Consider the following 13,895-nt stretch of genomic DNA (forward strand, 5'->3'; position numbering starts at 1 on the left):
CGCTGGCGGTGCTCGACGAGGAGTGGACGGTGGACGGCGAGACCCTCGCACGTGCGCGTGCGGCCCTCGACTCGGCCTGGGAGGAGGACGAACGCCCGCGCCTGAGCGCCCGCGCCAACCGCTGGACCGTCGTAGGCACACCGCACCAGCTGCGCCTCGGACGGGACGGCCGCTGGTGGCCCTACCGCAAGGAGCGCGGCCGCTGGACCCCGGCGGGAGCCCCCGCCCAGGACCCGGCGACCGCACTGGCGACGGCGGAAGGCGCCGCCGGCGACCAGGGCTGCCCGCCTGGGTCGGGGCGCGGATCGGGGGAACGGCAGGCCCTCGGCTGAGCAGGTCACCTCGCGGCGGCCTCGCCCAGGGACGGCAGCAGCGACTCCAGGCCGCTCGGCAGGTGACTGGGGAACCCGGACGGCCACGCCGTCGGGAAGTCGGACGGCACCTCGGACGGGAAACCTGACGGGAGTTCGCTCGGGAGCTCGGTGGGGAATCCGGACGGCAGCCGGCTCGGCAGACCGCTGGGGAGCTCGGAAGGGATGCCCAGGGAGGGGTCGGGCGAGCCACGGGTGCCTGTTCCGGTCGGCTCCGTGTCCGGAGAGCCCTCGTCGCCCGAGGCGAACAGCACGATCAGGGACAGGGCCGTGACGGCCACGATCGCGGCGAGCAGGACGAGCAGCACCCTGCGCCCGCCGGGCCCGCGGGCCCCGCCGCCGTGGTCGTCCGGGGGCTCGGGCGGCGGTGCGCCACCGTACGAGGGCGGTCCGAAACCACCGCCCGGAGGCGGCACGTCGTCCGGCGGTCCGGCCGGCGGCCGGGGCGGTACGGGTGGAATGGCCATGCGCCCCATGGTCGCCGCCGACAGGACACGACGCGAGCATGCCGCGCGGAAGGGAGGCCGTCACCGAAGCACACACACGCGCACGTGGCGACACACCGGCATCAACACGGGCCGGGCGCCCCATCGCATGCACGCCCAGGCGCCCCATCGCACCCACGCATGCACGCCCGGGCGCCCCATCGCACCCGCGCACGCACGCCCGGGCGCCCCATCGAACCCACGCACCCCACGCCCAGGCGTCCCGCCGCCGCACGGACGCCCGGCGCCCCACCGACACGCACACGTGCGCGGCAGCTCAGGCGCACGCACTGACACGCGCGCGTGGTGTCCCGCCGTCACCCTCGTGCCCAGTGCCGCTCACGGCACGGAGACACGCGCCTGGCCATTGCACCGGCACGCACGCGTGCGTGACCCCCACGCCGCACGTACGCGTGCAGCACGTCGCGCGGACGACACCGCGGACGCGGACTCTCACCAGACACACCGTCAGGCGAGAGCCCGCGCCCGCACCGTCCACGACCCTCAGCCTCGCGCCCCCAGCAAGTGATCCATCGCCAGCTGGTCGAGCCGTTCGAAGGCCATGCCTCGTGCCGCCGCCGCGTCCACGTCGAAGTCCTCGAAGGCCGACCGGTCGTCCAGCAGCGCCTGGAGGCCGTCCGCCGCGGTCGGCTGGGCCAGCTCGTCCAGGCGGGCCGCGCGCAGCGCCTCCCGCACCTCGGGGTCCGCGCGGAAGGCGGCCGCGCGCTCCTTGAGGATGAGGTAGTTGCGCATGCAGCCCGCGGCCGACGCCCACACACCGTCCAGGTCCTCGGTCCGCGGCGGCTTGAAGTCGAAGTGCCGCGGGCCGCTGTAGCCGGCCGACTCCAGCAGGTCCACCAGCCAGAACGCGGCCCGCAGATCACCCGCGCCGAAGCGCAGGTCCTGGTCGTACTTGATGCCGGACTGGCCGTTGAGGTCGATGTGGAACAGCTTGCCCGCCCACAGCGCCTGCGCGATGCCGTGCGGGAAGTTCAGCCCGGCCATCTGCTCGTGGCCGACCTCCGGGTTCACGCCGTACAGCTCGGGCCGCTCCAGGCGCTCGATGAACGCCAGGGCGTGCCCGACGGTGGGCAGCAGGATGTCGCCGCGCGGCTCGTTCGGCTTCGGCTCGATGGCGAAGCGCAGGTCGTAGCCCTGGGAGGTGACGTACTCGCCGAGCAGGTCGAAGGCCTCCTTCATCCGCTCCAGCGCCACCCGTACGTCCTTCGCCGCCCCGGACTCGGCGCCCTCACGTCCGCCCCAGGCGACGTACACCTGCGCGCCCAGTTCGACGGCGAGGTCGATGTTGCGGATGGTCTTGCGCAGCGCGTAGCGGCGCACGTCGCGGTCGTTGGCGGTGAACGCGCCGTCCTTGAACACCGGGTGGGTGAACAGGTTGGTGGTGGCCATCGGCACCTTCATGCCGGTGGAGTCCAGCGCCTGCCGGAACCGCTTGACGTGCTGCTCGCGCTCGCTGTCGCTCGAGCCGAAGGGGATGAGGTCGTCGTCGTGGAAGGTGACCCCGTAGGCGCCCAGCTCGGCCAGGCGCCGCACCGACTCGACCGGGTCGAGGGCGCGCCGGGTGGCGTCGCCGAAGGGGTCCCGTCCCTGCCAGCCGACGGTCCACAGGCCGAAGGTGAATTTGTCCTCGGGGGTGGGCTGGTGGCTCATGCCGCGGCTCCTTGCTCGCTGAGGCTATTTCGTCATGGCGGTTTACAAATTAGTATGCGAACGCGTTCCTGGGAACCCGGAAGAGGGAGAGACCGATGTCAGCAGCCGAGGGTCCGCTCGTCGTCGGCGTGGACTCGTCCACCCAGTCCACCAAGGCGCTGGTCGTCGACGTCGCCACCGGCAGGGTGGTGGCGAGCGGCCAGGCGCCGCACACGGTGACCTCGGGCGCGGGCCGGGAGAGCGATCCGCGCCAGTGGTGGGACGCGCTGTGCGAGGCGCTGCGCCAGTGCGGTGAGCCGGCGCACGAGGCCGCGGCGGTGTCGGTCGGCGGGCAGCAGCACGGACTGGTCACCCTGGACGAGCACGGCGAGCCGGTGCGTCCGGCGCTGCTGTGGAACGACGTGCGCTCCGCGCCGCAGGCGCGCCGGCTGACCGAGGAGCTGGGCGGCGCGAAGTTCTGGGCCGAACGCACCGGCAGTGTCCCCGCCGCCTCCTTCACGGTCACCAAGTGGGCCTGGCTGGCGGAGCACGAGCCGGAGGCGGTCCGCGCCACCAGGGCGGTACGGCTCCCCCACGACTACCTCACCGAGCGGCTCACCGGGCAGGGCACCACCGACCGCGGCGATGCCTCCGGCACAGGCTGGTGGGCGTCCGGGACCGAGGCGTACGACGAGGAGATCCTCGCCCACGTGGGGCTGGACCCGGCGCTGCTGCCGCGCGTGGTGCGCCCCGGCGAGGTGGCGGGAACCGTGCGCGACAGCCACGACCTGCCGTTCTCGAAGGGCACCCTGGTGGCGTGCGGCACCGGTGACAACGCGGCCGCCGCGCTGGGCCTCGGGCTGCGGCCAGGTGTGCCGGTGATGAGCCTCGGCACCTCGGGCACGGTGTACGCCGTGTCGCGCCGGCGGCCCGCCGATCCGAGCGGCACCGTGGCGGGTTTCGCCGACGCCCGCGGCGACTGGCTGCCGCTCGCCTGCACCCTGAACTGCACCCTCGCCGTGGACCGCGTCGCCGCGCTGCTGGGCCTGGACCGCGAGGCCGTCGAGCCGGGCGGCGAGGTCACGCTGCTGCCGTTCCTGGACGGCGAACGCACCCCGAACCTCCCGAACGCCGCCGGACTGCTGTACGGGCTGCGCCACGACACCACCGGCGGCCAGCTGCTCCAGGCCGCCTACGACGGTGCCGTGCACTCCCTCCTCGGCGCGCTCGAGCTCGTCCTCGACGAGGACGCGGACCCGTCGGCGCCCCTGCTGCTGATCGGCGGCGGCGCCCGCGGAACGGCCTGGCAGGAGACGGTACGGCGGCTGTCGGGACGACCCGTGCAGGTGCCCGAGGCGAAGGAACTGGTCGCGCTCGGCGCGGCGGCCCAGGCGGCCGGGCTGCTCACCGGCGAGGATCCGGCGGCGGTCGCCCGCCGCTGGAACACGGCAGCGGGTCCGGTCCTGGACGCCGTGGAACGGGACGACAGCACGCTGGCCAGGATCGCCGGGGTACGCTCCGACGCGGCCCCGCTGCTGGAGCGCGGGACGGACAGGACCTGACGGCACCGCCGCCGGGGCGCTGCACGGATACGGCCGACGAACGGACACGACCCGCCGGCACCGCCGCCCGAGGCCCTGAACGGACACGACCGACAACGCGGCCGAGCCGCCCCCCGGCACGGGCAGTCGCCGAGGGCGCGAAGGCCACCCCCGGCCGCAAGGCCGCCCACGCACGACCGACCGAGGACTGACGGAGGCATGAGCGCACCGCTGCACGAGGCACGACCGGCCGCCGGTGCCGGGCGGGCGCTGCCCGACACTCAGCAGGGCATGCGCCGCCGCAACCTCTCGCGCGTCCTGCACACCGTGAGCGCCGAGGGGCCGCTGTCCCGGGCCGCCGTCGCCTCGCGCATCGGACTGACCCGGGCCGCGGTGTCGACCCTGGTCGACGAACTGATCCGCTCGGGGCTGCTGGAGGAGCTCGGCCCCGAGCGTCCCGGCCGGGTGGGCCGCCCCGGCTCCGCGCTCGCGGTGAGCGGGCACGGACCCGCCGGCCTCGGCGCCGAGGTGGGTGTCGACCATCTCGCCGTGTGCGCGGTCGACCTGCGCGGCGAGGTCCGCTCGCGGGCGGTACGGCGCGTGGCGAACCGGGACCGCGCCCCCGAGCCGGTGATCGCGGAACTGACGGAGCTGATGGACCGGGTCGTCGCGGAGACGGAGGGGGAGGGCCTGTGGCCGGCGGGGCTCGCGGTGGCCGTGCCGGGTCTCGTGGGCCGTGACGCCCGGACCGTCGTCCGCGCACCGAATCTCGGCTGGCAGGACACCGATCTCGGCGCGCTGCTCCCGGCCCGGTACCCGCTGACGGTGGGCAACGAGGCCAACTTCGGCGCGCTCGCCGAACTCTGGCTCGGCGAGGACACCGGCCGGGACTTCCTGCATGTGTCGGCGGAGATCGGCATCGGCGCGGCCGTGGTCGTCGACGGACGGCTGCTGCACGGCAACCGCGGATTCGCCGGCGAGCTGGGTCATGTGCCGGTGCACCCGGACGGGCCCGCGTGTCCCTGCGGGGGACGCGGCTGCCTGGAGCAGTACGCCGGTGAGGAGGCCGTGCTGCGGGCGGCGGGTCTGGAGCCCGGTGAGGACCGCGTGGGTCTGCTCGCGGGCCGCGCCGAGGAGGGCGACACGGACGTACGACGTGCCCTGCACGACGCGGGAACCGCGCTCGGCATCGCCCTGACCGGCGCGGTGAATCTGCTGGACCCGGAACGTGTGGTGCTGGGCGGCGCGCTGGCGGCTCTCGCGCCCTGGCTGCTGCCGTCGCTGCGATCGGAGCTGGCCCGGCGGACGGCGGGCCCGGCCTGCCCCGTCACGGTCTCGGCGCTGGGCCCGGAGGGACCGCTGCTTGGCGCGGCGCACTCGGTGGTCCGGGGCGTCCTGGACGACCCGGCTGCGGTGTCCGAGCGGGCCTGACGCACAGTCAGACACCGGGCCGGCTCAGGGCCGCAGGCTGCTGACGATGTCCGCCGTCGCCGTGAGGCCGCTGTGGATGGTGGGGGCGATGCTGGTGCTGGCCAGGTAGAAGCCGAGCAGCAGACAGACCAGGGCGTGGGAGAACTTCAGCCCGCCGTTGCGCAGGAAGATCACCGCCAGGATCCCCAGCAGCAGCACCACAGAGATGGAAACGGCCATCGTCAACCTCCTCCGCCACGTCCGCTTCGCGGCGTTCGGCCGCAAGTGTGGCGTAGCGGAGGGTTCGTCCGGGCGGCTGGCGTGTCCTCCGAACGAGTGGTGTCTAGGCCGGACGGTATGCGTCGAGGAAGGACTCCAGGCCCGCCAGGTCGTCGGTGTTGAGGTAGTCCACGTCCGCGGCGACCAGTTCACCCCACAGGGCGTCGCGTTCGGGGCCGGGCAGGTCCGGGGTGGCCCAGAAGCGCACCTTCTGCCCGCGCGCATGGGCGGTGCGCACGATCTCGCGCAGCTTCGCACGCTCGGCGTCCGGGAACACGCCGGCGCCCCGCCAGGTGAAGTGCAGCGTCCAGTTGTCGCTGATCAGCGGGATGAAGGAGGCCCGCGCCGGACCGCCGAGGTCGGCGAGCCGGCCGTCGTAGAAGGCGCGGCGCACCCGCTGTGCCTCCATCGGCAGCCGGGCGGCGCGGTCGCCGGAGACGACGGCGGTGACCGGCCCGGGCAGTACCCGGCCGTGCGTGTAGGCGGTGAACAGGTGCCGGTAGCGGCGCAGATGACGGTCGAGTTCCACGTAGGTGGACGAGCCCTCGGTCTTGATGTCGATGAGCAGCTGGAGCGGCTTGAAGTACCCCCGGTACACGGAGCCGCGGTTCGCGCGGACCCGGGCGGCGAGCGGGTCGAGGTACAGGGACTCCAGGGTGCGGGACGGGTCGAGGTCCACGGGGTCGTGGGCGACGAGGAGTTGGCCGTCGACGAGGAAGATGTCGGCCTCGACGCTGCCGAAGCGGTGGTCGAGGGCGTCGAGCAGGGGGCGCGGGTGCTCGTAGTCGTTGTGGGCGTGGGCGCGCCACAAAGGGCGCGGGCGGTGCCCCTGTTCACCGGCCAGCGCCTGCGTGGCGGGCAGCGCGATCGAGCCGGCGAGGGCGGCACCGAGGGTGGTGAGGGCTCTGCGACGGGTGGTGAGGGCCATGCTCTGCCTCCCTGGAAGGGCCTGTGGGACCTCAAGGAGTATGAGGTCCGCACGGGGCCAAGGAGCAGGGCCCTGCGGGGAGTTGGCCGATCCGCCGCCGGGGGTTCACCTCACCGGCGCAGGGCGCGAGCGAAAGAGCCCGCCCCCTCGCGGGAACGGGCTCCGGTCGGTCCGCGGATCAGGGCGCCCGGAGATCCACCAGTTCGGCCAGCGCCTCGCGGTGGGCGCCCGCGGTGCCGTAGGCGATCGAGTCGGCCTTGGCGCGCTTGAGGTAGAGGTGCACCGGGTGTTCCCAGGTCATGCCGATGCCGCCGTGCAGTTGCAGGGCCTCCTCGGCCGCGTGCACGGCGACGGAGGGCGCGTAGGCCTGGGCGACGGCGACCGACACGTCGGCGTCCTCGCCGGTCGCGAGGGCGTCGGCGGCGGCGCGAGCGGCGGCGCGGAGGTTGACGACCTCCAGCCACAGCTGGGCGAGCCGGTGCTTGAGCGCCTGGAAGCCGCCGACGGGGCGGTTGAACTGCTTGCGGTCCTTCAGATACCGCACGGTTTCGGTCAACGCCCATTCTGCGAGCCCCAGTTGCTCAGAGGCCAGCAGTCCGGCACCGGCCCGCAGGGCACGTCGTACGGCGGGTTCGGCGTCGCCGATCCGGCGGCCCGGGGCGGCGTCGAACGTCACCTTGGCGACGGGCCGCGTGAGGTCCAGGGACGTCTGCGGGGTCACGGTGACCGCGTCGGCGTCCACCGCGTACAGCCCGCCGTCGTCCGCGGGGACGAGCAGGACGTCGGCGACGGCTGCGTCCGCGACGGCCGTCAACGCGCCGTGCAGCGTGCCGTTCTCGGCGCGAACGGTCGTGAATACGCCACCCGGAGCGGTGTGGAGTCCGACGGCGAGGGCCCCGATCTTCCGCCCGGAGGCCAGCTCGGCGAGCAGCTCTCCCTCGCCGTCGCAGGCGAGCAGCGCCTCGGTGGCCACGATCGCGCCGGTCAGATACGGCACGGGAGCGACCGCTCGGCCCAGCTCCTCAAGGACGACGGCGGCTTCGCGGTGGGTGGCGCCCTGGCCGCCCCGGTCCTCGGGGACGAGCAGGCCCGCGAGGCCCATGCCGTCGGCGAGGGCCTTCCACAGCGACAAGTCGTGCGGGGTGTCCGTCTCGGCGCGGGCGATCACGCCGGCCGCGTCGCAGTGGTCCGTGAGCAGGTCACGGACGGCGGCGCGCAGCGCCTCTTCCTCCTCCGAGTACAACAGGTCAGTCATCGGGCGAGGTCCTTCCATGCGACGTCCTTGTCGGTGCGCGGCTCGGCCGGCAGGCCCAGGACGCGCTCGGCGACGATGTTCAGCAGGACCTCGCTGGTCCCGCCCTCGATGCTGTTGCCCTTGGCGCGCAGGTAGCGGTAGCCGGCCTCGCGGCCGGTGAAGTCGACCTGCTCCGGGCGGCGCATGGTCCAGTCGTCGTACAACAGGCCCTCGGCGCCGAGGAGTTCCACCTCCAGGCCGCTGATCGCCTGGTTGAGGCGGGCGAAGCCCAGCTTCATGCCGGCGCCCTCGGGGCCGGGCTGGCCGGCGACGAGCTGCTGGCGCAGGCGTTCGCCGGTGAGGCGGGCGACCTCGGCGTCGACCCAGAGCTTCAGCAGCCGCTGGTGCAGGTCGTGGGTGCGCAGTTCGGGGCGTTCGCGCCAGGTCTGGGCGACGGGGCCGATCATGCCGCCCTCGCGGGGCAGGCGCATGCCGCCGATAGCGACGCGCTCGTTGTTCAGCGTGGTCTGCGCGACGCGCCAGCCGTCACCGACCTCGCCGAGGCGGCGGGAGTCGGGGATGCGGACGTCGGTGAGGAAGACCTCGTTGAACTCGGCCTCGCCGGTGATCTGGCGCAGCGGCCGCACCTCGACGCCGGGGTCGGTCATGTCGCACAGGAAGTAGGTGATGCCCCGGTGCTTGGGCACGTCCGGGTCGGTGCGGGCGATGAGGATGGCCCAGCGGGCGACATGGGCGCTGGACGTCCACACCTTCTGCCCGTTGACCACCCACTCGTCGCCCTGCCGCACCGCGCGCGTGCCGAGCGCGGCCAGGTCGGATCCGGCGCCCGGCTCGCTGAACAGCTGGCACCAGACCTCCTCGCCGGTCCACAGCGGCTTGAGGAAGCGCTGCTTCTGCTCCTCGGTGCCGTACTGGAGGATGGTCGGCGCGGCCATGCCGAGGCCGATGCCGATGCGCCGGGGGTCGTTGTCGGGCGCTCCGGCGGCCTCCAGCTCGGCGTCCACGACGGCCTGGAGGGAGCGGGGCGCGCCGAGTCCGCCGAGTCCTTCGGGGAAGTGCACCCAGGCGAGTCCGGCGTCGAAGCGGGCGCGCAGGAAGTCGAGACGGTCGGTTTCGGCGGGCGGGTGCGCCGCGAGGAACTCCTGGGTGCGGCGGCGCAGTTCGGCGGCGTCGGTCATGCGGCGGCTCCGTTCTGAAGCGAGGGCAGCACGGCGACGCGGCCGGTGGTGACACCGTCGGCGACGCGCTGGACTGCGGCGGCGGCACCGGCGAGCGGGACGCGCTCGCTCACCAGCGGTTTGATCGCGCCGCGTGCGGCGAGTTCGGTGAGCTGCTCGTGGCAGTGCTGGACCAGCTTGGGGTTCTTGGTGTTGTACAGGCCCCAGTGCAGGCCGAGGATCGAGTAGTTCTTCACCAGGGCGTGGTTGAGCGCCGGGCTGGGGATGGTGCCGCTGGCGAAGCCGACGACGACGATCCGGCCCTCGAAGGCGACGACCTTGGCGGACTGGGCGTAGGCCTGGCCGCCGACCGGGTCGTAGATCACGTCGGCGCCCCGGCCGCCCGTGGCCTCCTTGACGGCGGCGACGACGTCCTGCTCGCGCCGGTCGATCACCACGTCGCAGCCCAGCTCGCGGGCGACGGCGGCCTTCCCGGCGCCGCCGACGACGCCGATGACGGTGGCGCCCGCCGCCTTGCCGAGCTGCACGGCCGCGCTGCCGACCCCTCCTGCGGCAGCGTGGACGAGCAGCGTCTCGCCGGCCTCCAGACCGGCCCGGCGGTGCAGGCCGAACCAGCCGGTCTGGTAGCCGATGTGCAGGGCGGCCGCCTCGGCGTCGTCCAGCGCCTCGGGCGCGGGCAGCAGCGCCCTCGCGTCGGCGACGGCGTACTCGGCGAAACCGCCGTACGGCAGCGCCGGGTTGGCGATCACGCGGCGCCCGTCCTCGGTCTCGCCGCAGATCTCCACGCCCGGCGTGAACGGCAGCGGCGGCCGGACCTGGTACTGGCCCCGGCACAGCAGCGCGTCGGGGAAGTTGATGTTGGCGGCGCGCACCCTCAGCAGGACCTGACCGTCGCCGGGGGCGGGCGTCTCGACGTCCTCGAGCCGCATCACCTCGCCCGGCTCGCCGTTCTCGTGCACTTGCCATGCCTGCATGCGGGGCCTCCACGGGACTGCTTCGTCTGACCGGGGTCGGTTCGCATACTAAGCGGTCGCTTGCCGATGAGGGAACAGCCGGACGCGCCTCAGCCGCGAGTAAGACGCGTCACTCACGGAACAGACAGGTCAGGCACGCCGCGCCCGCTTCGGCCGCGCCCGCACATGCATCCGCTCCCCCTGCGGCCCGAACAGGCTGAGGAACTCCACCGGCCCCTCCCCCGTCGACCCGAACCAGTGCGGCACGCGCGTGTCGAACTCGGCGGCCTCACCGGCGGTCATCACCACGTCGTGCTCGCCCAGCACCACCCGCAGCCGCCCGGAGAGCACATACAGCCACTCGTAGCCCTCGTGAGTGCGCGGCTCGGGCTCCTCCGTGCCCTGCGGCACCAGCACCTTGTAGGCCTGAAGGCCTCCTGGCTGCCGGGTCAGCGGCCAGTAGGTACGCCCGTGCCGCACCAGGGGCTTGGCCGTCACCCTGGGGTCCCCCACCGGGGGCCGGCCCACCAGCTCGTCCAGCGCCACCTGGTGCGCCTGCGCGATCGGCAGCAACAGCTCCAGACTGGGCCTGCGCAGCCCGGACTCCAGCCGCGAGAGGGTGCTGACAGAGATCCCGGTCGTCTCGGAGAGCGCCGCGAGCGTCACCTCCCGCTCCTTCCGGAGCCGCCGCAGCCGGGGGCCCACTTCCGCGAGTACATCGTCCGTCGTCATATCGATATTGCAGGTTCGGCAAAGAAGTTTGTCAATCCCGCAGCGGTGGGAGACGGTCGTCCTGGAGGTGGTCACCATGAACGAGTTCCACAACAACCGTTACGACGTGGTCGTCGTCGGAGGCGGCCCGGCCGGGCTGTCCGCCGCGCTGGTGCTGGGCCGGGCCCGGCGCCGGACGCTGGTGGTGGACGCGGGCGAGCCGCGCAACGCGTCCTCCTCGCACATGCAGGGCTATCTGTCGCGGGACGGCATGTCACCGGCCGAGTTCCTGGCCGCGGGGCGGGAGGAGATCGCGCGGTACGGCGTCGAGCTGGTCCGGGACCGGGTGTCGGACGTGGCCAGGGGCGAGGACTTCACCGTCGCCCTGGAGGCGGGGCGTGAGGTGCGCGCCCGGCGCCTGATCGTCGCCACCGGGCTCAAGGACGAGCTGCCCGACGTCCCCGGGGTAGCCGAGCGGTTCGGGCGGGACGTGCTGCACTGCCCGTTCTGTCATGGCTGGGAGGTGCGGGACGAGCCGTTCGGGGTGCTGGCGTCGAGCGCGGCGAGCGTGCACCAGGCGTTGATGGTGTCCCAGTGGTCCAAGGACGTGACCTTCTTCCTGCACGCGGTCGCCGAGGAGGAGCTGTCCGACCAGGATCTGCGCCGGCTGGCCGCCGCCGGGGTGGCCGTGGTACCCGGCGAGGTCGCCGGGCTGGTGATCGACGACGACCGGCTCACCGGGATGCGCCTCGCGGACGGTTCGACCCACGCCCGGTCGGTCCTCTACGTCGGCCCGCGCCCGGTTCCGCAGACGGGACTGCTGCAGAAGCTGGGTGCGGAGATGAACGAGACGCCGTTCGGGACGTACCCGGTGGTCGACGCGACCGGCCTGACCACCGTGCCGGGCGTGTGGGCGGCGGGCAATGCCATCGGCTTCGCCGAGCAGGTGATCCACGCGGCGAGCGGCGGCTACCGGGCCGCGGCGGCGATCGTGGGCGACCTGCTGATGAGCGAACTGGACGCCGCCGTGTAAACGCGTGAAAAGACACCACCACGTATCCCGGGTGTGGAGCGCACGCCTCCGTAGCACCATGGCTGCATGCTGCTGACCCGGCTGGCCCGTGTGTCCCAGGAGGTCGCCGCCACCTCGGCGCGGTCCCGGAAGATCGCTCTGCTCGCCGAGCTGTTCCGCGAGGCGGAGGCGGAGGACGTGCCGATCGTCATCCCGTATCTGGCGGGCCGGCTGCCGCAGGGGCGGCTCGGCGTGGGCTGGAAGGTGCTGAGCCGGCCGGTGGCTCCCGCCGACGAGCCGACGCTGACCGTGCGAGAGGTCGACGCGCTGCTCGGGGCGCTCGGCAAGGTGTCCGGGCCCGGCTCTCAGGCCGAGCGGGCCCGGCTGGTCGGGGAGTTGATGGGCGCGGCCACCGAGGACGAGCAGCGCTTCCTGTTCGGGCTGATCACCGGCGAGGTGCGGCAGGGCGCCCTGGACGCGGTCGCCGTGGAGGGGCTGGCCCAGGCGACCGGGGCGCCCCCGGACGCCGTGCGGCGGGCGGTGATGCTCGCGGGCTCGTTGCAGACGGTGGCCGAGGCGCTGCTGGCGGACGGACCGGAGGCGCTGAAGCGGTTCCGGCTCACGGTCGGCCGGCCGGTGCTGCCGATGCTGGCGCACAGCGCCTCCTCGGTCGCCGAGGCGGTGGAGAAGCTGGGCGCCTGCGCGGTGGAGGAGAAGCTGGACGGCATCCGCGTCCAGGTGCACCGCGACGGCGACACCGTGCGCGTGCACACCCGCACCCTGGACGACATCACCGACCGGCTGCCGGAAGTCACCCGGGCCGCGCGGGAGTTGCGGGGCGAGCGGTTCATCCTGGACGGCGAGGTCATCTCCTTCGACGCCGACGGCCGGCCGCGCTCCTTCCAGGAGACCGCCGGCCGGGTCGGCTCGCGGGTGGACGTGGCCACGGCCGCCCGCGAGGTCCCGGTCTCCCCCGTCTTCTTCGACGTGCTGTCCGTCGACGGCCGCGACCTGCTGGACCTGCCGTTCACCGGGCGGCACGCGGAACTGGCCCGGCTCGTCCCCGAGCCGATGCGGGTCCGGCGCACGGTGGTGTCCGGACCGGGCGACGCGTCCGAGGCGGAGGAGTTCCTCGCCGAGACCCTGAAACGCGGCCACGAGGGGGTCGTCGTCAAGGGCCTCGACGCGCCCTACAGCGCGGGCCGGCGCGGCGCCTCCTGGCTGAAGGTCAAGCCGGTGCACACGCTCGACCTGGTGGTGCTGGCCGCCGAGTGGGGCCACGGCCGGCGCACCGGCAAGCTGTCCAACCTGCACCTGGGTGCCCGCACCGCGGACGGCGGCTTCGCCATGCTCGGCAAGACCTTCAAGGGCATGACCGACGCGATGCTGGCCTGGCAGACCGAACGGTTGCGGGAGCTGGCCGTCGACGAGGACGGATACGTCGTCACCGTGCGCCCCGAACTCGTCGTGGAGATCGCCTACGACGGCCTCCAGCGCTCCACCCGCTACCCGGCCGGTGTCACCCTGCGCTTCGCGCGTGTGGTCCGCTACCGCGAGGACAAGCGCCCCGAGGAGGCGGACACCGTCGAGTCCCTGCTGGCCGCGCATCCGGAGGTGCGGCCGTGACGGGCGCCCGCAGCGCCGGGCTGCTGGTGTTCCGACACACCGATCAGGGCCTGGAGGTGTTGCTCGGTCATATGGGCGGCCCGTTCTTCGCCCGCAGGGAGACCGGCGCCTGGACCCTGATCAAGGGCGAGTACGACCCCGCCGAACCGGCCTGGGAGGCGGCCCGCCGGGAGTTCCAGGAGGAGCTGGGCCTGCCGCCGCCGGACGGTGAGGCCGTACCGCTCGGGGAGGTCCGGCAGTCCGGCGGCAAGATCGTCACGGCGTGGGCCGTGGAGGGCGATCTCGACCCGGCGACGGTCGTGCCGGGGACGTTCGAGATGGAGTGGCCGCCGAGGTCGGGGCGGACCCAGGAGTTCCCCGAGCTGGACCGGGTGGCGTGGTTCGCCCTGGACCGGGCCCGCGAGGTGATCGTCAAGGCGCAGACGGCGTTTCTCGACCGCCTGGCGGAGCACTCGCCCTGAGGAACCCTCCCGCGTTGCGCCGCCCCCGGGCGCGC

General features: G+C 73.7%; 13 protein-coding genes and 1 pseudogene. 6 read left to right on the forward strand and 8 right to left on the reverse strand.

What is annotated here, in order from left to right:
• Positions 1 to 332, forward strand: a pseudogene (locus tag N4P33_RS07155) (SWF or SNF family helicase); the annotation flags it as partial.
• A 5-nt stretch (positions 333 to 337) separates the two neighbouring features.
• On the opposite strand, the gene N4P33_RS07160 reads toward N4P33_RS07155, so the two are convergent.
• Together N4P33_RS07160 and xylA are read right to left on the reverse strand one after the other, a co-directional pair.
• Complete coding sequence (locus N4P33_RS07160; RefSeq protein WP_260825451.1) at positions 338 to 838, reverse strand: hypothetical protein; 501 nt, start codon at positions 836 to 838, stop codon at positions 338 to 340.
• A gap of 522 nt (positions 839 to 1,360) precedes the next feature.
• The gene (gene xylA / locus N4P33_RS07165) at positions 1,361 to 2,527 is read right to left on the reverse strand and encodes a xylose isomerase (protein WP_260825452.1); all 1,167 of its coding nucleotides are present in this window, start codon (positions 2,525 to 2,527) and stop codon (positions 1,361 to 1,363) included.
• A gap of 95 nt (positions 2,528 to 2,622) precedes the next feature.
• On the opposite strand from xylA, the gene xylB reads away from it, so the two are divergent.
• Positions 2,623 to 4,068 (forward strand): xylulokinase, encoded by a 1,446-nt coding sequence (xylB, locus tag N4P33_RS07170; protein ID WP_260825453.1) that lies wholly within the window; start codon positions 2,623 to 2,625, stop codon positions 4,066 to 4,068.
• 198 nt (positions 4,069 to 4,266) lie between these two features.
• A complete protein-coding gene (locus tag N4P33_RS07175; protein WP_260825454.1) occupies positions 4,267 to 5,478 on the forward strand; it encodes an ROK family transcriptional regulator in 1,212 nt (403 codons plus the stop codon).
• A gap of 24 nt (positions 5,479 to 5,502) precedes the next feature.
• On the opposite strand, the gene N4P33_RS07180 is transcribed toward N4P33_RS07175, so the two are convergent.
• From N4P33_RS07180 to N4P33_RS07205, 6 genes are all read right to left on the reverse strand, one after another.
• The gene (locus tag N4P33_RS07180) at positions 5,503 to 5,697 is read right to left on the reverse strand and encodes a hypothetical protein (protein WP_260825455.1); all 195 of its coding nucleotides are present in this window, start codon (positions 5,695 to 5,697) and stop codon (positions 5,503 to 5,505) included.
• Positions 5,698 to 5,800: 103 nt separating this feature from the next.
• Positions 5,801 to 6,664 carry a phosphatidylinositol-specific phospholipase C/glycerophosphodiester phosphodiesterase family protein gene (locus N4P33_RS07185; protein ID WP_260825456.1) on the reverse strand — a complete coding sequence of 288 codons (864 nt, stop codon included), beginning with the start codon at positions 6,662 to 6,664 and terminating at the stop codon, positions 5,801 to 5,803.
• A gap of 178 nt (positions 6,665 to 6,842) precedes the next feature.
• The gene (locus N4P33_RS07190; protein WP_260825457.1) at positions 6,843 to 7,919 is read right to left on the reverse strand and encodes an acyl-CoA dehydrogenase family protein; all 1,077 of its coding nucleotides are present in this window, start codon (positions 7,917 to 7,919) and stop codon (positions 6,843 to 6,845) included.
• Positions 7,916 to 9,097 carry an acyl-CoA dehydrogenase family protein gene (locus N4P33_RS07195; protein ID WP_260825458.1) on the reverse strand — a complete coding sequence of 394 codons (1,182 nt, stop codon included), beginning with the start codon at positions 9,095 to 9,097 and terminating at the stop codon, positions 7,916 to 7,918. Before N4P33_RS07195 ends, N4P33_RS07190 begins: the two co-directional genes overlap by 4 nt.
• Complete coding sequence (locus N4P33_RS07200) at positions 9,094 to 10,071, reverse strand: NADPH:quinone oxidoreductase family protein (RefSeq protein ID WP_260825459.1); 978 nt, start codon at positions 10,069 to 10,071, stop codon at positions 9,094 to 9,096. Before N4P33_RS07200 ends, N4P33_RS07195 begins: the two co-directional genes overlap by 4 nt.
• A 129-nt stretch (positions 10,072 to 10,200) precedes the next feature.
• Entirely contained in the window at positions 10,201 to 10,782 is a 582-nt protein-coding gene (locus tag N4P33_RS07205) for a helix-turn-helix domain-containing protein (protein ID WP_260825460.1), read from the reverse strand.
• Positions 10,783 to 10,858: 76 nt separating this feature from the next.
• Here N4P33_RS07205 and N4P33_RS07210 point away from each other — a divergent pair, with 76 nt between their 5' ends.
• From N4P33_RS07210 to N4P33_RS07220, 3 genes are all read left to right on the forward strand, one after another.
• A complete protein-coding gene (locus N4P33_RS07210) occupies positions 10,859 to 11,794 on the forward strand; it encodes an NAD(P)/FAD-dependent oxidoreductase (protein ID WP_260825461.1) in 936 nt (311 codons plus the stop codon).
• Between the two features lie 66 nt (positions 11,795 to 11,860).
• Positions 11,861 to 13,399: an ATP-dependent DNA ligase gene (locus tag N4P33_RS07215; protein ID WP_260825462.1), complete on the forward strand. Its 1,539-nt coding sequence runs from the start codon at positions 11,861 to 11,863 to the stop codon at positions 13,397 to 13,399.
• Entirely contained in the window at positions 13,396 to 13,860 is a 465-nt protein-coding gene (locus N4P33_RS07220; RefSeq protein ID WP_260825463.1) for an NUDIX domain-containing protein, read from the forward strand. Before N4P33_RS07215 ends, N4P33_RS07220 begins: the two co-directional genes overlap by 4 nt.
• The last annotated feature ends 35 nt before the right edge of the window (positions 13,861 to 13,895 follow it).

The sequence above is a fragment of the Streptomyces sp. 15-116A genome (genome assembly GCF_025290915.1).
Taxonomy (GTDB): domain Bacteria; phylum Actinomycetota; class Actinomycetes; order Streptomycetales; family Streptomycetaceae; genus Streptomyces.